The organism is Rhodopila globiformis (assembly GCF_002937115.1).
Classification (GTDB): Bacteria; Pseudomonadota; Alphaproteobacteria; order Acetobacterales; family Acetobacteraceae; genus Rhodopila; species Rhodopila globiformis.
This window is the reverse complement of record NZ_NHRY01000252.1, coordinates 70,960-96,348: the sequence shown is the minus strand read 5'-3', so window position 1 is coordinate 96,348 and position 25,389 is coordinate 70,960. Positions and strand designations below refer to the sequence as shown.

Below are 25,389 nucleotides of genomic sequence, written 5' to 3'. Positions count from 1 at the left end.
GGCTGAGAGATCCTGGCCGGTGATCGCTACGGTCATCGCTGTCTCCCTGTCTTGGAGACGCCTGCGAATCACGGACCGCCGCGTCGCTCCAAGTCACAGACGAGTCAACGGTCGGGGCCGTTGGTATGACCTGCGGCCGGACGCACGAAGCGGACATGCGCGCCGCCGGCGATGGCGATCAGCAGCTTGCGTGCAGACGACATGACCAGGCTCCTCGTCCGGCGGGACAAGTCGCAGCGTTGCGCCGCGACCGCCGCTGCCGGTTGAGAAATATCAATGCCGGAACAAGCGGCTCCGGCCGCCCGCAGAGACGCCGCGCGGTTGCGGCGCAGCCTGGCACGCAGGCCGGAACGAAACGACGGCGGCGACAGGGATCAATGCGCCGGCTGTTTCAGCGTGCCACAAATTCCGGCTCCTGGACCGTGCCCGCGCCTGGCCGTGGCGGAATGGCCCGGCGACGAACCGGCGACGGCGCAAAATGGTACGGAATCGATACAAAAATGCCTTGATGCATCACGCAATCCGGGCCGCCTTTGCGGCCGCCGGCAAGGCTGCTCGCGGCGCCGGCCGGCAGCCCGGGCGGGCCACGTCACCGCGGGAACCGGCCCCGGACAAGACCACAACGGTGCCTGCTTCCGACGCGGATCCGGCGCGGCAGGCGGTCCAGGCGCTTGAGCAGCACGCCTTCGCGCCCGATGATCAGACAAAAGTGATCCTCAGCAAGGACTGGCTGACCCTGCAAAGCGAGGTCAGCACGTGGGAACAGAAATGGGCCCACGCCGCGCCTGCCGGACTGGCTGGCATTCATGGCATCCGCAACGACATCGCCTTTGCAAATGGTGCGTTGGCGCATTGGATTGGGCCCATAGGCGCCAACCCGGGCATCGAGCCTGAATAACTGCGCGATCATGCCGTTTCGCCTCCTGCTGGCGGAGCATGTTCCTGCTCGCGGCGTTGCGGATCGTATCACTCCGGCGGACCGGACCATTCCCGGGCACCGTGCTACGGCGGTCGTACATCTCCGCAACAATCTGGCTTCGAGGCACCAGAACAAGGACGCATCCCGTGCAATCCTTGTCCCCGTACCGCTCGCCGGAGGTCCAGTCTCCATTCCCGTGGCCCGTCTGGTTGAGTGGCATCGGGATCGGCCGTCGTTTTCGTTGGGTCGAGGCGGCGCCGGTGTGTGGATCGCCGATCGGCTCTCAACACGGAGAAAGCGCGGAGGGCACGAAGGGCCACGGAGACCGGGCCGGGCCGGGCGACAAGCCAACCCGTTCGCACCAGCTCCGTGGCCCTCCCGGCCCTCCGCGTTTTCTCCGTGCTGAAAATCACGGCCGGAGCAACCGGCACGGACGTTTCCGGGTGGCGAGCGGCACCAGAGCCTCCAGGACGGTCTCCATTGCCGCGGGGCAGGCTGATGCCGTGAACAAGCGTTGTGAAAACTCATTCCGAAGATGTACGGCCGCCGTAGGGCACCGTGAGACGCTATTCTTAGTGGCTTAGTGTCTTTGTGTTAAAGCCAACGGTTGTAGCGGCACGGGCAGTGATCGTGGGACACGGACAGGGCCGTGCGGTTTCTTCTGCCGCTTCAACACAAAGACACTAAGATACGAAGAGCAGCGCGGCCGCCAGCGCCGCCGGACCGATGGGCATTCTTCCGATTTGCTTAAAATCACGCCGGCGGGCGGAGGCCGCGGCCTGGGCGGCGCCGGGAACCAAGGTAGTATTAAATCGCATCCGCCTGGACATAAAGTAGAATATGTACTGATATTTCAACCCTGGATCAATGATACCGATAGTGCATTCTACTTGTGGCAGTCGCCGGGCGTCAAGATCCCTCACGGATCAGCGCTGGCCGTTTGGAAACAATTCTTTATTAAACAACCTTCCGTAATTGTCGCGTAAGTTTTTTGGAGCCATTCATGGCGGATTGTATTATCGTCCCCGGACACCGAATGGGTCCGTCGTCGGCAGGCGATCGGACGCAAGTATCCGCCTGATCGCGCCTAGTAATCAGGCTGCCCAACGCCGATGCGTGGATCCGGCCAACCGCTGGCCGCCTGGGGCTGGAGCCGATGGGGACGATGCCTGACGGGATACCTTCCGTCACCGATACAGCAACAATAGCAAGAACCCGCCCGCTGTCATGGCATCTGCTCATGCTTTGCCTCACGCTGGTGATACCCGTTCTTGTGCTGGCCGGCGTGCTGGCGTCATTTTACGTCGCCTCGCAGCACGCCTACCTGGACCGGACCGGCCTGGATGCCGCGCGCGGCGCCGCCTATGCGATCGATCGCGAACTGACCGGGCTGGTCTTCGCCGCCGAGGTGTTGGCGAAGTCGCATGCCGCGCGCAGCGGCGACTGGGCCGAACTCGACATCCGCGCCCGCGAGTTCCGCCAGGAGTTTGGCGCCGACATTGAATTCCACGACCGCACGGGACGCCGGCAGGTCGACACGGCGCGCCCGCATGGCGCGGCTCTCCCGGCGCCCGTTCCGCCGCCGCGCGCCACCGCCACGCTGCCCGCCGATCGGCCGCAGGTGTCGGATCTTGTCAGCGACCCGGCGACAGCGGCCGCGACGATCCGTATCGACGTGCCAGACCGCGCCGAACCAGAAACGATCGGCCTGCTGCGCCTGGTCCTGGCGCCCGATCTGGTCCGCGGCATCATCCAGGACCTGCCGGCGCCGCCCGGCTGGACCATCACCATCGCCGATCGGCAGGGCATCGTGGTGGCGCAGTCGGGCGAGCAGCCGGGGGCGCCCAGGCAGTCTTTGGCCGCGGCGTTGACCCGCGCCGCCGCCCGGGTCCGGGAAGGCAATGCCGACGACACCGGCGCGCACATGGACGGCGACTCGGTGATCGCCGCCTTCAGCCACTCCCACCTGTCGGGCTGGACCGCCTGGGCGACCGCGCCGGAAGCCGAGATCACCACCGCGCTGCGCCGCTCGGCGGCGTCCGTGGCGGCGCTGGGCGTCCTGCTGGCGCTGCTGTCCAGCGCGCTCGCCGTCCTGTTCGCGCGCCGGATCGCCCATCCGGTGATGGCGCTGGCGCGAGCGGCCGAGCGGCTGCGCGAGGGCCAGGCGATCCCGCCGCCGGCGACCGGGATCGCCGAACTGGCGCAGGTTGGCCACGCGCTGGCCGCCGCCACAGCCGAACGGCTGGCCGCCGAGGCCGGCCTGCGCGACAGCGAGGCGCGCTTCCGCGCCCTGTTCGGCGCCGTCCCGGTCGCCGTCGCGGTGTTCGACCCAGGAACCCTGGGCTTCGTCGCTTTCAACGACCGCGCCTGCGACACGCTCGGTTACGACCGCGCCACGTTCGCCGCTCTCCACGTGCCCGACATCGAGGCGACGCAGTCCGAGGACGAGGTGCGGCGCTGGGCGGCGTCGCTCGACGCGGAAGGGGCGCCGCAGGAATTCACCACCCAGTACCGCGACCGCGGCGACCGGATCCGTGACGTCCTCGCCCGGGCCACGCGCGTGCTGCTCAACGGACGCGCCCTGGCCTACGTCGCCTGGCTCGACGTCACCGAGCAGCATGCCCAGACCCGCGCGCTGCAGCAGATGATGCAGCGCCAGACGGCGATCCTGGAAGCGCTGCCGGCGAACGTGGCGCTGCTCGACGCGCAGGGCGTCATTGTCACGGTCAATGCCGCGTGGCGCCGCTTCGCCATGGCCGGCGGGCTGGAGCCGGACAGCCGGACGTGTGTCGGCGCCGACTATCTCGCCGCCTGCCGTCCCGCCGCCGCCGGCGACCCGGCCGCGCGAGCCGCGCTGGACGGGCTGCGCGACATCCTGGCCCGCCGTCGCGACCACCTGGAACTGACCTATCCCTGCGACCTGCCCGATGGAACGCCGCGCTGGTTCCACATGGTCGCGGGGCCGGACACCGATGCCGGCGCCGCCGGCGGCGCCGTGGTCATGCACCTCGACATCACCGAGCGGATCCGCGCCGAGCACGCGCTGGCCGACAGCGAGGCGCGGCAGCGGCTGTTCATCGAGCGCGTCCCCGCCGCCATCGCCGTGTTCGACGCCGGGATGCGCTACCTGTCGCTGAGCCGCCGCTTCCTGACGGATTACGGCCTGCCGGACCGCGACCCGGAGGCGTTCGCCGGCCGCAGCCACTACGACGTGTTCCCGGACCTCCCCGAACACTGGCGCGCCATCCACCGCCGGGTGCTGGACGACGGCGAAACGCTGTCGGCCGAGGACGAGGAATTCCTCCGCGCCGACGGCCGCACCGACTGGGTCCGCTGGCAGATGACGCCGTGGCGCCAGCAGGACGGCAGCATCGGCGGCGCCGTGCTGTTCTCCGAGGTCGTCACTGCCCGCAAGGCCGCCGAAGCGGCGCTGCGGGCGAGCGAGGCACGGCTGCGGCTGGCGATCGAGGCGACCGGGCTCGGCACCTTCGACACCGAATTGCGCACCGGGGTGACGCGCTGGAACGACACCTCCTTCCGTATCTTCGGCCTGGAGCCATCGGACGCGCCGATTGACGTGAGCGCGTGGCGCTCCCGCATCCATGCCGACGACCAGCGCAAGGTCGAGGAGGCGTTCCAGGCGGCGCTGGCCAGCGATGGGCTGTACCAGTGCGAGCATCGCATCGCCCGGACGGACGGGGAAATCCGCTGGATCCGCCCGCTCGGGCGCGTGCTGCGCGACGACGACGGCACGGCGGTGCGCATGGTTGGCGTGTTCAGCGACATCACCCTGCTGAAGCGCGCCAACGAAAACCAGGAACGCCTGCTGCAGCTGATCGAGCAGAGCAACGATTTCATCGCCATCGCCAACCAGAACGGCCAGGTCAGCTACCTCAACCGCGGCGGCCGGCGGATGATCGGCCTGCACGAGACGGCGCGGCTCGGCCGCCTGAACCTGATGGACTACGTCGCGCCGGCCTCGCTGGACCGGTTCAACACCGAGATCATGCCCATCGTCTCGGTGCAGGGCCTGTGGGAAGGCGAGATCCAGTACGTCAACCAGCGCAGCGGCGCGCCGGTCGACGTGCGGTGCACGCTGTTCCCGCTGCGCGACGCCGCCGGCCGGCTCAACGGCTACGCCACGGTCACGCGCGACATCACCGCGGCGAAGCGGGCGGCGGAGGCTCTGGACGAACGCGAGGCGCGGCTGCGCTCGATTCTGGAAACCGTGCCCGACGGCATGGTGCTGATCGACGAACAAGGCGTCATGCTGTCGTTCAGCGCCACGGCCGAGCGCATGTTCGGCTGGCCTGCCGCGGAAGCGGTCGGGCGCAACGTCAACGTCCTGATGCCGTCCCCTGACCACGAGGCCCATGACGAGTACATCGCCCACTACCTGGCGACCGGCGAGCGGCACATCATCGGCATCGGGCGGATCGTCACCGGGCGGCGCCGGGACGGCTCGACCTTCCCCCTGGATCTGTCCATCGGCGAGCTGGGCGTCGACGGACGGCGCCTGTTCACCGGCTTCATGCGCGACCTGACCGAGCGGCAGGCGACGCAGGCGCGGCTGCAGGAGCTGCAGGCCGAGGCGGCGCATGTCGCGCGCCTGTCCGCGGCGGGCGCCATGGCCTCGGCGCTGGCGCACGAGCTGAACCAGCCGCTGACCGCCACCACCAGCGCGGTGCGGGCGGCGCGGCGCATGCTGGCGACCGCCGGGCTGGCGAACACGCCGCCGGCGCTGGCCGAGGCGATGGACCTGGCGGCGGAGCAGGCGCTGCGCGCCGGCCACATCATCCAGCGCCTGCGCGAGTTCGTCAGCCGCGGCGGGGAGCCGGCCGATCGGCGGCTGGAGGCGCTGCCGAAGCTGATCGAGGACGCCAGCGCGCTGGCGCTCATCGGCGCCAGGGAGATGGGCCTGCACGTCACCTTCCGCATCGCCCCGGGCCTGCCGCTGGTGCTGGCCGACCGGGTGCAGATCCAGCAGGTGCTGGTGAACCTGATCCGCAACGCCGCGCAGGCGATGGCCGAGCGTCCCGCGGACTCCGCCGGCCCCGCGCCGCGCCGCGACGTGACGGTGTCGGCCGTACCGGCTGATCCCGGGGCCACTCCCGGGGCCGAACCCGGAACGGTCGAGATCTCGGTGGCCGACACCGGCCCCGGGCTGGCGCCGGAGGTGGCCGATCGGCTGTTCGAGCCGTTCGTCACCACGCGCAGCGGCGGCATGGGGGTCGGCCTGTCGATTTCCCGCTCCATCGTCGAGGCGCACGGCGGACGGCTGTGGGCCGAACCCAATCCCGGCGGCGGCACGATCTTCCGTTTCACGCTGCATACGGCGCAGTTCAACCCGCCCCGGACCAAGGAGGGCCGCCAATGACCACGGAACCTCGACAGCCTGCCCCGGCGATGTCCACGCCGGCGGCATCGCCGCCTGTGGTGCATGTCCTGGACGACGACGAGGCGGTGCGCCGCGGGCTTGGCCTGCTGCTGCAGTCGGCGGGCATTCCGGCGGCCACGCATGTGTCGGGCGTCGCCTTCCTGGAGTCGCTGCCGGACCTGAACGAGGCCGGTATCGGCTGCGTGCTGACCGACGTGCGGATGCCCGGGCTGGACGGGGTCGCCTTGCTGGAGCAACTGAAGGCGGCGGGGTTCAGCCGGCCGGTCGTGGTGATGACGGCGCATGGCGACGTTGCCACGGCGGTGCGGGCGATGAAGGCGGGCGCGGTGGATTTCATCGAAAAACCGTTCGATGACGAGGCGCTGCTGACGGTGATCGAGCGGTCGATCGCGATCCACGGCGCCGGCCAGCAGCCTCGCCCGGGCGCGCCGCCCGAAGGGCCGGCCGCTGCCCACCCCGAGGTGGTGGAGGCGGCGCGGCGGATGGCCGGGCTATCGCCGCGCGAGCGGGAGGTGCTGGACCTGCTGGTGGCCGGCAAGCCCAACAAGCTGATCGCGCACGAACTTGGCATCAGCCAGCGGACCGCCGAGGTGCACCGCGCGCGGCTGATGGCGCGGCTGGGCGCGCGCAGCCTGGCCGAGGCGGTGCGGCTGGCGGTGAAGGCCGAACTGGCCGATGAAACGGTCCGCTCGGCGCTGGCCGCCGCTGCCGCGGAGGACGGCCGCAACGTCACGGCGGAGGCGTGCTGATCATTCCGCTTGTGCAGGCATCTCCAGCCTGTGTCATCCGCCGGGCTTGTCGGGCCTCGGCCCGCCGCCAGATAGCGTGGAGCATCCGCACGCGCCGGGCTTGCCGTGTTTCCAGCCTGGCCGGCGTATCGTCTGATACAGGCGCCAGCCCTTGAGCCAGCTTCATTATCTGCCGCTGCCCCTGCCGTTCTTCTCCATCCTGGTGGGGTTGTTCATCTTTTTGATCGCGCTCGTGCAGGTGGGCGTGCTTCGCTACGCCTACATGCGTCTTGGCTTGAGCGCCCGCGTTGCCACGCTGGTGCTGCTGGGCTCGCTGATCGGCTCCTACTTCAACGTGCCACTGGTCGAGTTGCCGCAGCAGCAAGTCCTGTCCGGACAGGTGGTCCAGTTCTATGGCATGGAGTATGTCGTTCCGGTGGTCCAGAACTGGCCGGGGACGGTCATTGCCGCCAATCTGGGCGGTGCCATCATCCCTGGCCTGATGTCGATCTACCTGCTGGCGCGGCATCGGCTCTGGGTGCGTGGAACCTTGGCCATCGCGGGCGTGGCCGCGGTCAGCCACGCCCTTGCGCATCCTGTCCCGGGCGTCGGCATTGCCGTGCCGATCTTCGTTCCGGCAGTGGCAACGGCGCTGGTGGCGATGATCCTGTCGGTTCGGTACGCGGCTCCGCTGGCCTATATCGGCGGCAGTGTCGGCACGTTGGTTGGTGCCGATCTGCTCAACCTGGACAAGGTCCAGGGCCTGGGGGCGCCGGTGGCCTCGATCGGTGGCGCCGGGACGTTCGACGGAATTTTCCTGACCGGCGTATTGGCGGTGCTGATCGCCGGCCTGACCGCCGGGTCGCCGGATGCGGATCGTCCCGCGCACCGATGACGACCGCCGGCGCCGCGGCGGCCTGGCCGGGTGATCCCCGCCCCTGACTGACATGGATCAATGCTCCCGTCGCGCCGATGCCGCAGAATCAGCCGACGACGGAGGCCGTCGACCTTCGTCCTCGGCATCGGGACGGCAGGATGATCCAGCAGGCTTCGCCCCCCACGACCGGGCTGCAGGAACCACGGCCCCCCGTCCAGGCCTCCGTGGTGGTTCCGCCGCCAATCAACGGCGACCTCGTGCCGGTGCCGTCCCCGCCGCCCAGGCGGTCCCGGCGGACGGTGCTGCTGCTGCTCGCGCTGCTGGCCGGCGGCCTCGGCGGCGGCACGTGGTGGTGGCTGCGCGCCCCGCCGCCGCTTCCCGCCGGCATCGCCTTCTCCAACGGCCGGCTGGAGGCCGACGAGATCGACATCAGCACCAAGTTCCCCGGCCGCATCGCCGAAATCCTGGCCGAGGAGGCCGACCGCGTCACCGCCGGGCAGGTCGTCGCCCGCATGGATGTGCGCGACCTGCAGACCTCGCTCGCCCAGGCCGAGGCGCAGATCGCCCAGGCCCGGCATGCCATCGCCGAAAGCGAGGCCGTGCTCGCGCAGATTGGCAGCCAGGTGAAGCTGGCGGCGCAGGAACTGCAGCGCGCCCGCACCCTGGTGAAGGGCGACTATGAAACCCGCCAGGTGCTGGACCAGCGGCAGTCGCAGTTCGACGCCGCCGTGGCGACCTACCACGGCACCGAGGCCAGGATCGCCATGGCGAAGGCCGCGCTGGAGGGGGCGATCCGCAACGCCGACCTGATCCGCGTCAATATCGCCGACAACACCCTGGTGGCGCCGAAGAACGGGCCGATCCAGTACCGGTTAGCCAATGTGGGCGAGGTGCTGGCGGCCGGCGGCAAGGTGTTCACCATGCTCGACGCCGGTTACGTCTATATGGACGTGTTCCTGCCGACGGCGATCGCCGGCCGGGTGAAGCTTGGTGACCAGGCCCGCATCCTGCTCGACGCCCTGCCCGGCCAGCCATTGCCGGCCACCGTCACGTTCATTGCGTCAAAGAACCAGTTCACCCCGAAGATGGTGGAAACCCGCTCCGAGCGCGACAAGCTGATGTTCCGGGTCCGTGTGCGGGTCGATCCGAAGGCGTTGCAGATACTCGGCGCGGACCTGCACGCGGGTGTACCGGGCTTGGCATATATCCGCTTCGACCCGCACGCCGGATGGCCGCCCTTCCTGGAACTGGCGGACCAGCCGCCGGCGCCCCGGCAACCCACGGACCCGCAACCGGCACCCCAGCAGCAACCCCAACCGCCGGCAGCGGGAAAATGACCGACGCCGTCGCCACGGCGCGCGACGTGTGGCATCGCTATGGCCCGCGGATCGCCCTGCGCGGCGTCAGCCTGACGCTCCACCGCGGCGGCATGGCCGGGCTAATCGGCCCCGACGGCGTCGGCAAGTCCACGCTGCTGGGCATCCTGGCCGGCGCCAAGCGGATCCAGGACGGGCGCGTGGAGGTGCTCGGCGGCGACCTTGGCTCCGCCCGGCATCGCGGCCTGATCTGCCCGCGCATCGCCTATATGCCGCAGGGCCTCGGCCGCAACCTGTATCCCGACCTGAGCGTGGCGGAGAACATCACCTTCTTCGCCTCCCTGTTCGGCCAGGGCGCGCGGGAGCGGCAGCGGCGGATGGACGAACTGCTGGCGGCGACCGGCCTCGCCCCGTTCGCGGACCGCGCCGCCCGCAACCTCTCGGGCGGCATGCGACAGAAGCTCGGGCTGTGCTGCGCGCTGATCCACGACCCCGACCTGCTGATCCTCGATGAGCCGACGACGGGCGTCGATCCGCTGGCGCGCCGGCAGTTCTGGGATCTTGTGGACCGCCTGCGCGCGGAACGCCCGGCGATGAGCGTGATCGTCGCCACCGCCTACATGGACGAGGCCGAGCGGTTCGAACACCTGATCGCCATGCACGACGGCGCGATCCTGGGCAGCGGCACCCCGGCCGCGCTGCGGCGCGACACCGGCTGCGACACGCTGGAGGAAAGCTTCATCGCCATGCTCCCGCCCGTCGCGCGCGCCGGCCGCGTCCGGCCCGACATCCCGCCGCGCGGCGACGGCAGCCACGAGGTTGCCATCAGCGCGCACGGGCTGACACGGCGGTTCGGCGATTTTCTCGCGGTGGACGACGTCAGCTTCAGCATCGAGCGGGGGGAAATCTTCGGCTTCCTCGGCTCCAACGGCTGCGGCAAGACGACGACGATGAAAATGTTGACCGGCCTGCTGCCGCCGACGGCCGGGCAGGCGCTGTTGTTTGGCCAGGAAATGGACGCCGCCGGCATGGCGATGCGCTTCCGCGTCGGCTACATGTCGCAGTCGTTCTCGCTATACACCGAGCTGACGGTGCAGCAGAACCTGCTGCTGCACGCGCGGCTGTACCAGCTTCCGGAAGACCGGGCGCACCGGCGGGTGGACGCGCTGGTCGCGACGTTCTCGCTGCGCGATCACCTGCACGTCAGGGCGGCGGCGCTGCCGCTGGGTATCCGCCAGCGGCTGTCGCTGGCGGTGGCGGTGGTGCACGAGCCGGAACTGCTGATCCTCGACGAGCCGACGTCGGGTGTCGATCCGCTGGCGCGCGACCGGTTCTGGGCGCTGCTGGGCGACCTGTCGCGCCGGCGCGACGTCACCATTTTCGTCTCCACCCATTTCATGAACGAGGCCGCCCGCTGCGACCGTGTCGCGCTGATGCATGCCGGGCGGGTGCTGGCCACCGGCAGCCCGGCCGACCTCGCGCGGCAGTGGAACGCCGCGACGCTGGAGGAGGCGTTCATCGCCTGCCTGGAGGCGGCGGGCGGGGAACGTCCCGCCGCCGAGGCCCCGGTTCTGGCCGCTCCGGTGGTGGCGCGGGAGCCGCAGCACCGCTGGTTCAGCCCGCGCCGGATGTTCGCCTACACGCGGCGCGAGACGCTGGAACTGCTGCGCGACCACATCCGGTTGGGCTTCGCGGTGCTGGGGATGGCGCTGCTGTTCCTGGTGTTCGGCTTCGGCGTCAACCTTGACGTCAACACCGTGCCCTTTGCCGTGCTGGACCGCGACCGCACGCCGGAAAGCCGCGCCTATGTGCAGGCGTTCTCCGGCTCGGCCTACTTTGCCGAACACCGGCCCATCGCCAGCGCGCAGGCGTTGCACGACCGCATGGCGACCGGCGAACTGAAGCTGGCCATCGAAATCCCGCCCGGCTTCGGCCGCGACGTCCGCCGCGGCCGTCCCGCCGAGATCGGCGCCTGGATCGACGGCGCCATGCCGTTCCAGGCGGAAACCACGCGCGGCTACCTGCAGGGCGTGCATGCGCGGTTCCTGCAGGACCTGGCGACGGCGCGCGGGAAGGCGGCGACCCAGCCCGCGACGATCGAGACTCGCTTCCGCTACAACCAGAGCTTCAACAGCATCAACGCCATGATGCCCGGCAATCTCGCGCTGCTGCTGGCCATGATCCCGGCGATCCTGATGGCGCTGGCCGTGGTGCGGGAAAAGGAACTCGGCTCGATCACCAACCTGTACGTCACGCCGGTGACGCGGCTGGAGTTCATTCTCGGCAAGCAACTGCCGTACGTGGCGCTGGCGATGGTGAGCTTCGCCATCCTGGTGGCCCTGGCGACGCTGGTGCTGGGCGTGCCGCTGAAAGGCAGCCTGGCGGCGCTGACCGTGGGGACCTTGGTTTATGTCTTCGCCACCACCTGCTATGGCCTGCTGGTCTCGACGTTTTCCAGCACGCAGATCGCGGCGCTGTTCGGCACGGCCATCCTGACGGTGGTCCCGGCGATGCAGTTTTCCGGCATCATGTCGCCGGTTTCGTCGCTGACCGGCATGGGCGCGGTGATGGGGCGGCTGTTCCCGATGAGCTACTACCTGCCGATCAGCGTCGGCACCTTCACCAAGGGACTGGGGTTTGCCGAGCTTGGCACGACCATGCTGGAGCTGTCGCTGTTCTTCCCCGCCCTGCTGATGCTGGCCGCGCTGCTGCTGCGCAAGCAGGAGCGGTAGCGCCATGCTGCGCCACCTGCGGAACGTCTTCTGGCTCGGCACCAAGGAAGTGCGCAGCTTCCTGAGCGACTTCACGCTGGTGGCGCTGATGATCTGGAGCTTCAGCTTCTCGATCATTTCGATGGCGCAGAACACCGCGCAGGAGGTGCACAACGCCGCAATCGCCATCGCCGACGAGGATCATTCGCAGCTGTCGCAGGCGATGGCGCACGCCTTCCTGCCGCCGTATTTCAAGCCGGCGCAGATGATCGCGGCGAAGGACATCGACCGGCTGCTGGACCTGGCGCGCTATACCTTCATCATCGACATCCCGCCGCATTTCCAGCGCGACGTGGAGGCCGGGCGGGTGCCGGCAGTGCAGGTCAACGTCGATGCCACCGCAGCGCTGCAGGCCGGCGTCGGCGCGGGCTACGTGCAGGATATCCTGATGGACGAGATCCGGCGGCATGTGACGCGCGGCGAGCAGGTCCCAGCCGATGCCGTGACGCTGGCGGTGCACCTGTCGTTCAATCCGAACGCCGCGCCGGGCTGGTTCATGAGCATCATGGGCATCATCAACAACATCAACATGCTGGCGATCATCCTGGCCGGCGCAGCGGTGATCCGGGAGCGCGAGCACGGTACGATGGATCACCTGCTGACGATGCCGCTGTCGCCGGTGGAGATCGCCTCGGCCAAGGTGCTGGCGAACGGCTTCGTCATTTCGGTGGCGACAACGATTTCGCTGTATGCCGTGGTGCGCGGGTTGCTGGCGATCCCGATCGCGGGCTCGATCCCGTTGTTCCTGTGCGGGGTGATGCTGTACCTGTTCTTCGCCTCGGCGGTGGGGCTGTTCCTGGCGACGGTGGCGCGGTCGATGCCGCAGCTTGGGCTGCTGTTCATGCTGGTGTTCATGCCGATGCAGATGCTGTCGGGCGGGAACACGCCGATCGAGAGCGAGCCGGCGTGGCTGCAGGTGGTGATGCAGGGCGTGGCGTCCACGCATTTCGTCAGCTTCGCGCAGGCGATTTTGTATCGCGGGGCGGGGTTCTCGCTGGTCTGGCCGGATTTCCTGGCGGTGGCGGGATTCGGGGCGGTGTTCTTTGCGCTGGCGGTGTGGCGGTTCCGGAAGGTGTCCGCTGTCGCTGTGGGGTGAGAGGCGTTGCGCTGGCAGTGCGCTGGCGGAACGGTGTGGCGACGCTAGGTCGTCTCCCTATCGTCATGGCCGGGCGTGTCCCCATGCGTATCAGGGTAGGGCGATTGGCGGAGAAGAATTTGGCGCCGCGGCCGTTCTCTCACCGTCATGGCCGGGCATGTCCCGGCCATCCGCGCTTCGACGGCGGAGGGTCGATGGCCGGGACACGCCCTACGCAATGCACACATCTCGGAAACGGTCCGCCGCGGCGTTTCCCTTTCGTCATGGCCCGGCTTGTCCGGGCCACCTATTCCAGCACGTGTGCCGCGACAGGTGGCCCGGACAAGCCGGGCCATGACGATGGGGGAACGCTCTCGGATCCCAGGCAAGCACTTGATTTTACGGTCATTTCCGACTCGTTTCAGAGATCTGTGCATCCCGTAGGGACACGCCCGGCCATGACGGTGAGGGAGAAGCCCTTGCTCCGCCAGTTCGCTTATCCTGATACACATGGGGCGTGTCCCGGCCATCTACCCCCCACCGTTGGAGTGCGGATGGCCGGGACCAACGCCCGCCCATCACGTTCACAGCAAATCCGCCGTCAGGTGATTAAAATCAACTCCGCAAACAGCCTCCCCGGCATGATGCCGGGATGGTTGAGCAAAGCCTGCTGCTGACCGACCTCTACCAGCTCTCAATGCTGGAAGCCTACGCCGCGCACGGCATGGCGGAAACGGCCGTGTTCGAGCTGTTCGTCCGCAAGCTGCCGCCAAACCGCGGCTTCCTGGTCGCCGCCGGGCTGGAGCAGGCGGTGCAGTTCCTGGAATCAATGCGCTTCACCCCGGACGAATGCGCCTGGCTGCGCGACTCCCGCCTGGTTTCCCCCGCCTTCGCCGGCACGCTGCACGACCTGCGCTTCACCGGCGACGTCGAGGCCATGCCGGAAGGCACCGTGTTCTTCCCGAACGAGCCCATCCTGCGCGTCACCGCCCCCCTGGCCCAGGCGCAACTGGCCGAATCCCGGCTGATCAACCTGCTGCACTTCCAGACCGTCATCGCCTCGAAGGCCGCCCGCATGGTGCTGGCCGCGCCCGGCAAGCAACTGTTGGATTTCGGCCTGCGCCGCGCCCACGGCGCCGAGGCCGCGCTGCTCACCGCCCGCGCCAGCTACCTGATGGGCTTCGCCGGCACCGCCACGGTGCTTGCCAACCGCGTCTTCGGCATCCCGGTGTTCGGTACCATGGCGCATTCCTTCATCCAGGCGCACGACGACGAGGCCACCGCGTTCGAGCGCTTCGCCCGGGTGCGCCCGCAGGCGCTGACGTTGCTGATCGACACCTACGACACCGAGCGCGGCGCCGCGATCGTCTGCGCCTTGGCGCCGCGCCTCGCCGCCGCCGGCATCACCATCGGCGCGGTCCGGCTCGACAGCGGCGACCTCGGCCGCCATGCCCGCGCCGTCCGCGCCATCCTGGACGCCGCCGGGCTGCGCGGCATCCGCATCTTCGCCAGCGGCGGCCTGGACGAGCACGGCATCCAGGCGCTGTGCCGCGACGGAGCGCCGATCGACGGGTTCGGCATCGGCACCAGCCTGGCCGCCGCGGCCGACGCGCCGGTGCTCGACTGCGCCTACAAGCTGCAGGAATACGCCGGGCGGCCGAAGCGCAAGCTCAGCGAGGGCAAGGCCACCTGGCCGGGCCGCAAGCAGGTGCATCGCCGCTACCACGACGACGGCAGCATCGTCGCCGACGTGGTGGCGCTGGCCGACGAGCCCATGCCGGGCGAGCCGCTGCTGCAACCGATCATGCGCGGCGGCCGGCGCGTCGTCCAACTGCCTACGGTGCACCAGGCCCGCGCCCACGCCGCGTCCGGCCTGGCGCACCTGCCGAAAGCGCTGAAGCGGCTGGAGCCGGAGGCCATCCCGGTGCAGCTCAGCCACGGCATCCGCCACCTGGCCGCCGGCCTGGACGCCGCCCTGGACACTGCCCCGGGCCGGAAACCGCCGTCATGAACGGGTCCCAGCAACCCGTGATCGACTTCCTGTCCGATCCGGCCAGCCATGGCCTGCCGGGCGCGGCGCTGGAGCGGATCGAAACCCATTGCTCGATCGTCTTCCTGGTCGCGGACCGCGCCTGCAAGCTGAAGCGGGCGATCCGCTTCGCCTCGCTCGACTACACCACGGTGGAGCGGCGCCGGGCGGCCTGCGAGGCGGAACTGCGCCTGAACACGCGCGCCGCGCCGGAGCTGTACCAGGCGGTGCGCGCCATCACCGCCAGCGCAGGCGGCCTGGAATTCGACGGCGCCGGGCCGGCGCTGGACCACGTGGTCGTCATGCGCCGCTTCGACCAGGCCGATCTGTTCGAGCATATGGCGGAGGCCGGGCGGCTCACGCCGCAGCTGATGCGCGACCTGGGCGAGACCATCGCGCGCTTCCATGCCGCCGCGCCGGTCACCTGGGACTTCGGCGGCGCCGACGGCATCCGGCGCATGCTTGCCGACAACGACCGCGAACTGGCGTTCGCCGGCGCGGCCCTGGACGGGGCCCCCTTCGCCACGTTGAGCCGTCGCGCGCATGACACGCTGGACCGGGTTGCGGACCTGCTCGACACGCGCCAGTCGGACGGCCATGTCCGCCGCTGCCACGGCGACCTGCGGCTGGCCAACATTTGCCTGTATGGCAACCGGCCGACACTGTTCGACTGCATCGAGTTCGCCGACGACATCGGCTGCATCGACGTGCTGTACGACCTCGCCTTCCTGCTGATGGACCTGCACCTGCGCGGGCGCGACGACCTCGGCAACATCGTGTTCAACGCCTGGCTCGACCGCACGCGTGAGACCGATGGGTTGCGCGCGCTGCCGCTGTTCCTCTCCGCCCGCGCCGCCACCCGCAGCTATGCGCTTGCGGCGGCCAGCCACCGCCGCGGCGACCCGGAGGAGGCCCGCGCGCTGCTGGCCCGGGCACGACGCCATGTCGAGGCCGCGATGGATTTCCTCGACGCCCGCCCGCCGGTGCTGGTCATGCTGGGCGGCAGCGACGACCGGGCGAGGGTGGAGACGGCGGCGCGGCTTGCGGCACGGGTGCCGCCGGCGCCGGGGGCGCGCGTGCTGCGCGCCGGCGCGGCCGGCGAAGCGGTGTGGCGCGAGGCCCTGGCGGTGCTGTTGGCGGGCGTTCCGGTGCTGCTGGAAGGCCGGTTCGGCGACAGCGACGAGCGCAACGCGACGGTGGCGCTGCCGCCGGGAATCCGCCTGCTGCCGTTCTGGCTGGGCGACCCGCCGCCCGGGCTGGACCCGCGCATCTGGCAAGCCGCCGAAGCCGGGCCAGACGGCCTCGCGGCCATGGCCGATGCCGCGGCCGATGCCGCGCGGTGCGGTGCGTCCTCCGTCGGATGCGGGCATGCCGCCCAGCCTGGTCCGGAGGCCATCCGATGACCGCGCCGGTTGATTGCGCCATCGCGGTGACCCTGCCCGGCTCGGGGCGGCGGGGATCGCTGGCGCTGCCGGCGGGCCAGGCGCAGGGGCTGGTCATGGCCACCCGCGGCAGCGGCAGCAGCCGCTTCAGCCGGCATACCGTGCTGGTTGCCGCGGCGCTGCGGCGGGCCGGGTTCGCCACCCTGCTGCTCGACCTGCTGACCAAGGCCGAGGCGGCGGACTGCCGCAACGTCCTCAATATTCCCCTGCTGGCGCGGCGGCTCGACCTCGCGACCACGGCGGCGCGCCGGGCCGCGCCGGATCCGCGGTTGCCGCTGGGCTTCTTCGGCACTGGCGTCGCCGCCGCGGCGGCCCTGGCCGCGGCCTCGGTGCGGGCCGACGTCGCCGCCATCGTCAGTTGCGGCGGCCGGCCGGACCGGGCGGGCCCGGCGCTGACCGCGGTGGGCGCCGCCACGCTGCTGATCGTCGGCGGCCGCGACACCGGAGTGCTGGCGCTCAACCGGGCGGCGTGCCAGGCCCTGCACAGCGAGCACCGGCTGGAAATCATTCCCGGTGCAACGCATCTGTTCGAGGAACCGGGCGCGCTGGACGCCGTCGTGATCCTGGCGAGGGACTGGTTCCGGACGCATCTGGCGCTACAAGCGGCGGAGATCGAAGACCATGTTTTCTGACAGAAACGACGCCGGGCGGCAGCTCGCCGAGCGCCTGCTGGCCCTGAAGCTGCAAAATCCGGTCGTGCTGGCGCTGCCGCGCGGCGGCGTTCCCGTCGGCTTCGAAATCGCCCGCGCCCTTCACGCCCCCCTCGACCTCGTGCTGGTGCGCAAAATCGGCGCGCCGTTCCAGAAGGAGCTGGCCGTCGCCGCCATCGCCGACGGGCCGGAGCCCGAGCTGGTCGTGAATGACGACATCGTCGCCAGCCTGGACATTCCGGACGCCTACTTCGAAGCGGAAAAGCAGGCGGCGGTGCAGGAACTGAACCGCCGCCGCGCAACCTACCTGGCCGATCGGCCGGCGGCAGGGATCGCGGGGCGGACGGCGATCGTGGTCGACGACGGCGTCGCCACCGGCGCCACCATGGCCGCGGCGCTGCGCAGCACAAGGCGCCGGCGGCCGGCGGCGATCGTGCTGGCGGTGCCGGTCGCGTCCAGCGACGTGCTGCACCGCCTGCGCCAGGAGGTGGACCGGATCGTCTGCCTGCGGATGCCGCCGGATTTCATGGCGGTGGGCGCGTACTACAACGATTTCCGCCAGCTGCGCGACAGCGAGGTGATCACGCTGCTCGACCGCGCCCACGCCTTCGCCATGAAATCCAGCGAGGGGGCACCATGAGCCGCTTCCCCCTGTCGTTCTTCGGCCTGCAGGGCAGCCGGGACATCGCCGAGCGCATCGCCACAAGGCTCGAGGTACCACTGGCCAGGCACGAGGAGCGCTCGTTCGAGGACGGCGAGCACAAGACCCGCGCGCTGGAACAGGTGCGCGGCCACGACGTGTTCGTGCTGCACGCGCTGTATGGCGAGCCGGCGCAGAGCGGCAACGACAAGCTGTGCCGCCTGCTGTTCTTCTGCGGCGCGCTGAAGGACGCCGGCGCGGCGCGGGTGACGGCGATCACGCCGTATTTGTGCTACGCCCGCAAGGACCGCCGCACCAAGCCCAACGACCCGGTCACCACCCGTTACCTCGCGGGCCTGTTCGAGGCGGTGGGCTTCGATGCGCTGATCGCGCTGGAAGTACACAACGTCGCGGCGATCGAGAACGCCTTCCGCATGCCGTTCTGGCACATCGAGACCGCCCCGCTGTTCGCTTCGCATTTCGCCGCCGCGCTGCGTAATCAGTCCCCGGGCCAGCCGGTCGTCGTGGTTTCGCCCGACGCCGGTGGCGCCAAGCGCGCCGAGCAGTTGCGCCAGTCGCTGGAGCCGATGCTGCACGCGGATGTGGGCAGCGCCACCATGGAGAAATTCCGCAGCGGCGGCGTGGTCAGCGGCGGGCTGCTCGCCGGCGAGGTGCGCGGCAAGGTGGCGGTGATCGTCGATGACCTGATCAGCACTGGCGGCACCCTGGTGCGCGCCGCCGAGGCCTGCCGCGCCGCCGGCGCGACCCGGGTGCTGGCCGCCGCGGCGCACGGGCTGTTCATCGACGGCGCGCCCGAGCTGTTCGCGACGCCGGCGATCGACGGCATCACCGTCACCAACACGGTGCCGCCGTTCCGGCTGGCCGCGGAAGCGGCGCTGCGCCTGACGGTCCTGGATGTCTCGGACGCCGTCGCGCGGGCGATCGCGGCGTGCCACGATGCCGGCTGAACCGCCGCTCGACACGCCGGTTGCCCGGCATCTGTGGCAGGCGCGCTACCGTGCCGGCGCGGCCGAGAGCGGCATCGACACCAGCTGGCGACGCGTCGCGCACGCGCTGGCCAGGATCGAGACGGCGCGGCGCGAGGAGTGGGAGAACCACTTCCTCGACATCCTGCAGGGTTTCCGGTTCCTGCCCGGCGGCCGCATTCTGGCCGGCGCCGGCACCGGCGAGGACGTCACGCTGCTGAACTGCTTCGTCATGGGGACGATCGACGACTCGGTCATCGGGATCTTCCGCGCCCTGGAACGCGGCGCGCTGACCATGCAGCACGGCGGCGGCGTCGGCTACGACTTCTCCACCCTCCGTCCGAGCGGCTTCCGCGCCCGCAAAACCGGCGGGATCGCTTCGGGGCCGGTGTCGTTCATGGATGTGTGGGACACGATGTGCGCCACCATCCAGTCGGCCGGGGTGCGGCGCGGCGCGATGATGGCGACGCTGCACTGCAACCACCCGGACATACTGGCGTTCGTCGACGCCAAGCGCGATCCACGGCGGCTGCGGCATTTCAACCTGTCGGTCCTGGTCACCGACGCCTTCATGCGCGCCGTCGCGCAGGATGAGCCGTGGCCGCTGGCGTTTCCCGACCTGCCGGATGGCAACGGTGGTGAAACGATCTGGCTCGACTGGCCCGGCGAGGCCGGCGCCGTCCGCTGCCGCGTCGCCCGCCGCCTGCCCGCCCGGGACCTGGCCGATCGGCTGGCGCGGGCGGGCTATGAGAGTGGCGAGCCGGGGGTGCTGTTCATCGACCGGATCAACCGGATGAACAATCTCTGGTACTGCGAGCGGATTGCCGCGACCAACCCGTGCGGCGAGGTGCCGCTGCCACCGTATGGCGCCTGCTGCCTCGGCTCGATCAACCTGGCGCGGCTGGTGCGCGATCCGTTCAGCCTGCAGGCCCGGCTCGATACCGACCGCCTGGCGGCGGTCACCGCGACCGCGGTGCGACTGCTCGACAATGTCCTGGACGCGACGCGGTTTCCCCTGGCGCAGCAGCGCCATGCGGCGCGGCGGGCGCGGCGCGTTGGCCTGGGCATCACCGGGCTGGCCGACGTGCTGCTGATGCTGGGCATCCGCTACGGCAGCGACGCCTCGCTGGAATTCGCCCACGGAACGATGCGGGCGATCTGCCTGGACGCCTACCGGGCGTCGATCGCCATCGCCCGGGAGAAGCCGAGCTTTGCGGATTTCCGGCGCGAGCCGTTCCTGGGGGCGCCCTTCGTCCAGGCGCTGCCGGCGGAGATTCGCGACGGCATCGCGCGGCACGGAATCCGCAACAGCCACCTGCTGGCGATCGCTCCGGCGGGCTCGATCAGCCTGCTGGCGGGCAATGTCTCGAGCGGGATCGAGCCGATTTTCGCTGCCGATTCCCGGCGTACGGTGCCAGGGCCGGATGGCGCGACGGTGACGCTGCCGCTGACCGATTATGCGGTGCGGCTGTGGCGGGCGATGCATGATCGTTCCGATGGCGTGCCGGACGCCCTGGTGACTGCGGCGGACCTGCCGCTGGAGGCGCACCTGGCGATGCAGGCGGTGCTGCAGCCGTGGGTGGACAATGCGATATCCAAGACAATCAATTTCCCGGCTGCAATCGATTTCGCCGCGTTCAGCGGGGTTTACCGGCACGCCTACGACAAGGGGCTGAAAGGCTGCACGGTGTTCCGCGCCGCTGGGGAGCGTGGCAGCGTGCTGATGCCGGCGGCACAGCCGACGTGCGACGGCGGGGATTGCGGGTGATACCAGGCGGACGGCGTCCTGTTGGCGTCATCTCTCTATCGTCATGGCCAGGCGTGTCCCTACGGGATGCACAGATTTCGGAAACGGTCCGCTTCAGCCATGCCTCATACTGTCACGGCCTGTGCCGGTTTCACCGGCAGCAATCAAGCGAACACGGAGTTCCACGGGGTTGGCACGGAGTTTCACGGAGTCGTCCGGGCGCCCCCAACATGGTCGCCCCTGTGGCAGCGTTCGATGATTTCAGGCGCTTCGCGCGAAGCGCAATATCCACGTCCTCCGTGAAACGCCGTGCAAACACCGTGGAACTCCGTGTCCGCTTGATTGCGGCGGCAAACCCGATTCCGCCCCATCCCGATGGGCAGGATGCGCCACACCGGATGTGCGAGCCACGCAACGGCGACGTGGCCCTGCGCACCCTCGGCCGGTCGCTTACCAGCCAAACGCGCCGTTGCGACAGAGCGGCAACGGTCCCGGGCACCGGGCGAGCGCCTGGTTTTGCAGTTGTTTCCACGATGTGTGCATGCGGTAGGGCGTGTCCCGACCATCCACCCTCCGCCGTCGAAGCGCAGATGGCCGGCACACGCCCTACGGGATGCACACATCTCGGAAACGGTCCGCCGCTGCGTTTCCCTTTCGTCATGGCCCGGCTTGTCCGGGCCACCTATTCCAGCACTTGTGCCGCGACAGGTGGCCCGGACAAGCCGGGCCATGACGATGGGGGAACGCTCTCGGCGCCCAGGCAAGCACTTGATTGTACGGTCATTTCCGACTCGTTTCCAGGATGTGTGCATTGCGTAGGCACACGCCCGGCCATGGCGGAGAGAGAACGGTTACGGCATCTCCCCCTCCAGCTCCGGCACGCGCGGCTTGTGGGGCTCGGGCAGGTCGGTCATCGTCGCCTCGGTCAGCAGCAGCGTGCCGGCCACCGAGACGGCGTTTTCCAGCGCGGTGCGCACCACCTTGGTCGGATCGACGATGCCGGCCTGCATCAGGTCGACAAATTATTTTGATACAGCATCAAAGCCGATCGTGCCGTCGCCCGACTTCATGCGCGCCACCACCACGCCGCCGTCGACCGCGGAGTTCTCGGCGATCTGCCGCGTCGGCACTTCCAGCGCGCGGCGCAGGATCTGCATGCCGGTCCGCTCGTCGCCCTCGGTCTTCGCTTCTTCCCGCTCGATGGCGGGAACGCAACGCAGCAGCGCCAGGCCGCCGCCGGGCACGACGCCTTCGGCGACGGCGGCCTTGGTGGCGCTGATGGCGTCGTCCAGCGCCTCCTTGCGCGCCTTCATCTCCACCTCGGCGGGCGCGCCGACGCGGATGACCGCGACGCCGCCCAGCAGTTTCGCCAGCCGCTCCTGCAGCTTCTCGCGGTCGTAGTCGCTGGTGGTGGCCTCGATCTCGCGGCGGATCTGCTGGATGCGGGCGTCGATCTCGGCCTTGTCGCCGGCACCGCCGATGAGCGTCGTGCTGTCCTTGTCGGCGACCACGCGGGCCACCCGGCCGAGTTGCTTTTCGGTCAGGCTTTCCATCTTCACGCCCAGCTCCTGCGCGACGATGGTGGCGCCGGTCAGCACGGCGATATCCTCCAGCATCGCCTTGCGCCGGTCGCCGAAGCCCGGCGCCTTGACTGCGCAGGCCTTCAGGACGCCGCGCAACTGGTTGACGATCAGTGTCGCCAGCGCCTCGCTTTCCACGTCCTCGGCGATCACCAGCAGCGGCCGGGCGGATTCGGCGACCGCGTCCAGCACCGGCAGGAACTCCTGCAGGTTGCCGATCTTGCGGTCGGACAACAGGACGTAGGCGTCTTCGGCCTCCATCTTCTCCGCATTCGTAACGAAATAGTGGGACAGGAAGCCGCGGTCGAACTGCATGCCTTCCACGACGTCGAGCGTGGTTTCGGTGGTCTTCGACTCCTCGACGGTGATGACGCCATCATTGCCGACCTTCTCGATCGCGTCGGCGACCAGTTCGCCGATGGCGGCGTCGCTGTGGGCCGAGATGGTGGCGACCTGCGCCTTCTCCTTGCGCGTGCTCACCGGCCGGGACATCGCCCGCAGTTCGGCGACGGCGGCGGCGGTGGCGCGGTTCAGGCCGCGGCGCAGCTCGGTCGGGCTGGCGCCGGCGACGGCGTTGCGGATGCCATCGGACAGGATGGCGTGCGCCAGGACCGTTGCGGTGCTGGTGCCGTCGCCGACGACGTCGCCGGTCTTCTCCGCCGCCTGGCGCAGCATCCGGGCGCCGAGGTTCTCGTCGCGGTCCCGCAGCTCGAATTCCTTCGCGATTGTCACGCCATCGTCACACACAATTGGCGCGCCGAACTTCCTGTCGATCAGGACTGATTTCGAACGCGGACCGAGCGTGACGCGCACGGCGTCCGCCAGCTGGGTTGCACCGTGCAGGATCTTCTCGCGTGCGGCGGACCGGAACAGCACCTGCTTGGCCATGCGTGACCTCCATCGCGGATTGTGTCCTGACGTCTGCAACTATGCCATCCGGCGCATCCTGGCCGATGATTTTTGTCAACAACCTTCCGTATCGATGTGCTCGCCCGCCGTATCGCATTAAGTACTTGTACTCAATCGCATCCAACCGGGCACAGGTGCAGATTAATGCTCAAGAGACGGCGAGCAGCTTGCCATCGACTGCCGTCTCTACTGGGAGAGGGAGACGTGGCATGGCGGGTGCGTCTATCTTCATGACCCGGCCGGCCGGGATCGCCGCAGCGGTGGCCGATCGGCCTCGGGCCACAGGCGCCGGCCCGATACAACCGCCAGACGGCACTCTTACAGCCAACGCCGATCGGCTGCGGCTGCTGGCGGAGCTGACGCCGGCGCTGGGCCACGACATCCACAACATGCTGAGCGTCGTGCTCAGCAGCAGCGAACTGGCACGGCGCCTGTGCCAGCCGGCGGCGGCGGAACTGTTCGACGCAATCGGGCTGGCCGCCCGCAACGCGGCCGAGTTGACCAGGACACTGATGCAACTTTCCGGCGGCAATGCCATGCCGACGGAATTGCAACCACTGCTGGACGTCAACCTTCGATTGCAGACCCTGCTGCCGATACTTGACCGCATCCTTTCACCGTCCGGCAGCCTGCATGTCCAGCTCACCAGCGCGGGCAGTTGGCTGGTCCGCGCCACTGCCGCGGAATTCGACTCCGCCATCCTGAACCTGGTCAGCAACGCGCGCGACGCGCTGACAGCTTGCGGGGGCCGGAACGGCAGCGTCCTTGTGCGCGTCCGCAACGTCGTCCTGTCCGGTCCGGACGGCGCGACGGCGGAGCAGGTGCTGGTGTCCGTGGCGGACAGCGGATGCGGCATGGGCAAGGCCACGCTGGCCCGGGTGTGGGAGCCGTTCTTCACCACCAAAGGCGCGAACGGCACCGGCCTGGGGCTTTGCCAGGTGCGGCGATTTGCCGAGGCCGCCGGGGGCATGGCCTTGATCCGCAGCGCCCCGGGCCGCGGCACCATCGCCCATCTCCGGCTGCCGCGCGACCACGCCGGGGCAAGACCAAATTCAATTTGCGTCGATAACAAAAAACAAGGGGGTTCGATACCATGAGTGCGTGCAACACGGCATCTGTCGTCGGCCAGCATCATGTGCCGTTCCTGGTCCTGGACCATCCCAGGCTGGGCAGCCGGGTCACCTGCACGGCGGAGGAAACGATCTATTGCGACGGCGACCGGGCGGAGCACTGGTACGAAGTGGTTTCCGGCGGCGTCAGGGCGTGCAAGCTGCTGCCGGACGGGCGCCGGCAGGTGGTCGAGTTCTACCTGCCCGGCGACCAGTTCGGCTTCGATGACCTGGACGGCCTGCACAGCGTCTCCACCGAGGCGGTGGCGGCGCAGCGAACGGTGCTGCTGCGGCACAACCGGCGGCGGCTGAACAGCAAGGTCGCCAGCGATGCCGGCCTGTCCAACCGGGTGCGCGACCTGGTGCAGCGCAGCCTGATGCAGACCCGCTTCCACCTGATGATCCTGGGGCGGCTGGAGGCGCTGGAGCGCGTCGCCTCGTTCCTGCTGGAGATGGACACCCGCCTGTTCGGGCAGCCCGGGCACGACGCCTCGGGCAGCTTCACGCTGCCGATGGACCGCAAGGACGTCGCGGACCACCTGGGCATCACGCCGGAGACGCTCAGCCGCTGCATGCAGGCGCTGCGCCGCAGCGGCACCATCGCCTTCCCGAGCCAGCGGCAGGTCATGATCCTGGACCGCGAAACGCTGACCAGCATGAGCGGCGGCGCGCTCGATCTCGCTGCGGGAGTCTTCAGCCATGGCGCGGATCGTTTGCCTGCAGTCGCCTAGGATCGCGCGCGGCGCGGATCAGGCCGTCGACGCCGACGACACGCCCCTGCCGGCCGGACTGGCGGTGCCCGTGGTGTTCGTCGTCGGCGAGGATGCCGGCGTCCGCCACTCGCTGATCATGCTGTTCCGCGCCGCGGGATTCCGCGCGCGTGGATTTGCCTCGGCGGTCGCCTTCGTGCGGGCGGCGCCCTGGCAATGCCACCGCTGCTGCCTGGTGGTCGATCACCAGGTGCCGGACGGGACCGATGCGCTGTCGCTGCTCGAGCGGCTGCCGCTGCTGGGGGCGTCGATCCCGGCGATCATCATCAACGGCTCCGACAGCGCCGGCTTCCGGCGGCGGGCGATCGCGGTTGGCGCGGTGGCGGTGCTGACCAAGCCACTGCTTGACGACGCCATCGTGGATGCCGTTGCCGACGTTATCGATCAGCCCGGGGATCGGCCCGGGGATCGGCCCGGACCCAGCGGACGGGATTGATCCGGGT

General features: G+C 69.6%; 16 protein-coding genes and 1 pseudogene. 16 read left to right on the top strand and 1 reads right to left on the bottom strand.

What is annotated here, in order from left to right; translation table 11 throughout:
* The first annotated feature begins 508 nt into the window (after positions 1 to 508).
* The 13 genes from CCS01_RS26545 to CCS01_RS26485 all read left to right on the top strand — a co-directional run bounded on the left by CCS01_RS26545 (position 509) and on the right by CCS01_RS26485 (position 20,599).
* Positions 509 to 898, top strand: a complete 390-nt coding sequence (locus CCS01_RS26545; protein ID WP_104521778.1) for a hypothetical protein — start codon at positions 509 to 511, stop codon at positions 896 to 898.
* A 1,261-nt stretch (positions 899 to 2,159) separates the two neighbouring features.
* Positions 2,160 to 6,296 carry a PAS domain S-box protein gene (locus CCS01_RS26540; protein WP_158258614.1) on the top strand — a complete coding sequence of 1,379 codons (4,137 nt, stop codon included), beginning with the start codon at positions 2,160 to 2,162 and terminating at the stop codon, positions 6,294 to 6,296.
* Positions 6,293 to 7,066 (top strand): response regulator transcription factor, encoded by a 774-nt coding sequence (locus tag CCS01_RS26535; protein ID WP_239992406.1) that lies wholly within the window; start codon positions 6,293 to 6,295, stop codon positions 7,064 to 7,066. The genes CCS01_RS26540 and CCS01_RS26535 overlap by 4 nt, the downstream gene beginning before the upstream one ends.
* 151 nt (positions 7,067 to 7,217) lie before the next feature.
* Complete coding sequence (locus tag CCS01_RS26530; protein ID WP_104521775.1) at positions 7,218 to 7,940, top strand: DUF1614 domain-containing protein; 723 nt, start codon at positions 7,218 to 7,220, stop codon at positions 7,938 to 7,940.
* Positions 7,941 to 8,080: 140 nt separating this feature from the next.
* Positions 8,081 to 9,259, top strand: a complete 1,179-nt coding sequence (locus tag CCS01_RS26525) for an HlyD family secretion protein (RefSeq protein ID WP_104521785.1) — start codon at positions 8,081 to 8,083, stop codon at positions 9,257 to 9,259.
* Positions 9,256 to 11,970, top strand: coding sequence for a ribosome-associated ATPase/putative transporter RbbA (rbbA, locus tag CCS01_RS26520; protein WP_104521774.1), 2,715 nt, complete (start codon positions 9,256 to 9,258; stop codon positions 11,968 to 11,970). Before CCS01_RS26525 ends, rbbA begins: the two co-directional genes overlap by 4 nt.
* A gap of 4 nt (positions 11,971 to 11,974) precedes the next feature.
* Positions 11,975 to 13,105: an ABC transporter permease gene (locus CCS01_RS26515; protein WP_204848444.1), complete on the top strand. Its 1,131-nt coding sequence runs from the start codon at positions 11,975 to 11,977 to the stop codon at positions 13,103 to 13,105.
* Between the two features lie 631 nt (positions 13,106 to 13,736).
* Positions 13,737 to 15,095, top strand: coding sequence for a nicotinate phosphoribosyltransferase (locus tag CCS01_RS26510; protein ID WP_104521773.1), 1,359 nt, complete (start codon positions 13,737 to 13,739; stop codon positions 15,093 to 15,095).
* Positions 15,092 to 16,516 (top strand): phosphotransferase, encoded by a 1,425-nt coding sequence (locus CCS01_RS26505; protein ID WP_104521772.1) that lies wholly within the window; start codon positions 15,092 to 15,094, stop codon positions 16,514 to 16,516. Before CCS01_RS26510 ends, CCS01_RS26505 begins: the two co-directional genes overlap by 4 nt.
* Positions 16,513 to 17,187: a dienelactone hydrolase family protein gene (locus CCS01_RS26500; protein ID WP_193540169.1), complete on the top strand. Its 675-nt coding sequence runs from the start codon at positions 16,513 to 16,515 to the stop codon at positions 17,185 to 17,187. The genes CCS01_RS26505 and CCS01_RS26500 overlap by 4 nt, the downstream gene beginning before the upstream one ends.
* Entirely contained in the window at positions 17,177 to 17,845 is a 669-nt protein-coding gene (locus CCS01_RS26495; protein WP_104521771.1) for a phosphoribosyltransferase, read from the top strand. The genes CCS01_RS26500 and CCS01_RS26495 overlap by 11 nt, the downstream gene beginning before the upstream one ends.
* Positions 17,842 to 18,813, top strand: coding sequence for a ribose-phosphate diphosphokinase (locus tag CCS01_RS26490; protein WP_104521770.1), 972 nt, complete (start codon positions 17,842 to 17,844; stop codon positions 18,811 to 18,813). The genes CCS01_RS26495 and CCS01_RS26490 overlap by 4 nt, the downstream gene beginning before the upstream one ends.
* Positions 18,803 to 20,599, top strand: a complete 1,797-nt coding sequence (locus CCS01_RS26485) for an adenosylcobalamin-dependent ribonucleoside-diphosphate reductase (protein WP_104521769.1) — start codon at positions 18,803 to 18,805, stop codon at positions 20,597 to 20,599. Before CCS01_RS26490 ends, CCS01_RS26485 begins: the two co-directional genes overlap by 11 nt.
* Before the next feature lie 830 nt (positions 20,600 to 21,429).
* Here CCS01_RS26485 and groL read toward each other — a convergent pair.
* Positions 21,430 to 23,046: pseudogene (groL, locus tag CCS01_RS26480) on the bottom strand (chaperonin GroEL).
* Positions 23,047 to 23,276: 230 nt separating this feature from the next.
* Between groL and CCS01_RS26475 the strand changes: the two are divergent.
* The 3 genes from CCS01_RS26475 to CCS01_RS26465 are packed head-to-tail and all read left to right on the top strand — an operon-like array spanning position 23,277 to position 25,382.
* On the top strand, positions 23,277 to 24,164 hold the full coding sequence (locus CCS01_RS26475; protein ID WP_146101976.1) for a sensor histidine kinase: 888 nt from the start codon (positions 23,277 to 23,279) through the stop codon (positions 24,162 to 24,164).
* On the top strand, positions 24,161 to 24,907 hold the full coding sequence (locus CCS01_RS26470; RefSeq protein ID WP_104521767.1) for a helix-turn-helix domain-containing protein: 747 nt from the start codon (positions 24,161 to 24,163) through the stop codon (positions 24,905 to 24,907). The genes CCS01_RS26475 and CCS01_RS26470 overlap by 4 nt, the downstream gene beginning before the upstream one ends.
* The gene (locus CCS01_RS26465; RefSeq protein WP_104521766.1) at positions 24,876 to 25,382 is read left to right on the top strand and encodes a response regulator; all 507 of its coding nucleotides are present in this window, start codon (positions 24,876 to 24,878) and stop codon (positions 25,380 to 25,382) included. Before CCS01_RS26470 ends, CCS01_RS26465 begins: the two co-directional genes overlap by 32 nt.
* Positions 25,383 to 25,389: the final 7 nt, after the last annotated feature.

Bases quoted from the DNA above. Each gene is read 5' to 3' on its own strand.
- CCS01_RS26525 (WP_104521785.1), top strand. From the start codon at position 8,081: ATGATCCAGCAGGCTTCGCCCCCCACGACCGGGCTGCAGGAACCACGG.
- CCS01_RS26505 (WP_104521772.1), top strand. From the start codon at position 15,092: ATGAACGGGTCCCAGCAACCCGTGATCGACTTCCTGTCCGATCCGGCC.
- CCS01_RS26500 (WP_193540169.1), top strand. From the start codon at position 16,513: ATGACCGCGCCGGTTGATTGCGCCATCGCGGTGACCCTGCCCGGCTCG.
- CCS01_RS26535 (WP_239992406.1), top strand. From the start codon at position 6,293: ATGACCACGGAACCTCGACAGCCTGCCCCGGCGATGTCCACGCCGGCG.
- CCS01_RS26490 (WP_104521770.1), top strand. From the start codon at position 17,842: ATGAGCCGCTTCCCCCTGTCGTTCTTCGGCCTGCAGGGCAGCCGGGAC.
- CCS01_RS26540 (WP_158258614.1), top strand. From the start codon at position 2,160: ATGCTTTGCCTCACGCTGGTGATACCCGTTCTTGTGCTGGCCGGCGTG.
- CCS01_RS26495 (WP_104521771.1), top strand. From the start codon at position 17,177: ATGTTTTCTGACAGAAACGACGCCGGGCGGCAGCTCGCCGAGCGCCTG.
- CCS01_RS26485 (WP_104521769.1), top strand. From the start codon at position 18,803: ATGCCGGCTGAACCGCCGCTCGACACGCCGGTTGCCCGGCATCTGTGG.
- rbbA (WP_104521774.1), top strand. From the start codon at position 9,256: ATGACCGACGCCGTCGCCACGGCGCGCGACGTGTGGCATCGCTATGGC.
- CCS01_RS26465 (WP_104521766.1), top strand. From the start codon at position 24,876: ATGGCGCGGATCGTTTGCCTGCAGTCGCCTAGGATCGCGCGCGGCGCG.
- CCS01_RS26510 (WP_104521773.1), top strand. From the start codon at position 13,737: ATGGTTGAGCAAAGCCTGCTGCTGACCGACCTCTACCAGCTCTCAATG.
- CCS01_RS26545 (WP_104521778.1), top strand. From the start codon at position 509: ATGCATCACGCAATCCGGGCCGCCTTTGCGGCCGCCGGCAAGGCTGCT.
- CCS01_RS26475 (WP_146101976.1), top strand. From the start codon at position 23,277: ATGGCGGGTGCGTCTATCTTCATGACCCGGCCGGCCGGGATCGCCGCA.
- CCS01_RS26470 (WP_104521767.1), top strand. From the start codon at position 24,161: ATGAGTGCGTGCAACACGGCATCTGTCGTCGGCCAGCATCATGTGCCG.
- CCS01_RS26515 (WP_204848444.1), top strand. From the start codon at position 11,975: ATGCTGCGCCACCTGCGGAACGTCTTCTGGCTCGGCACCAAGGAAGTG.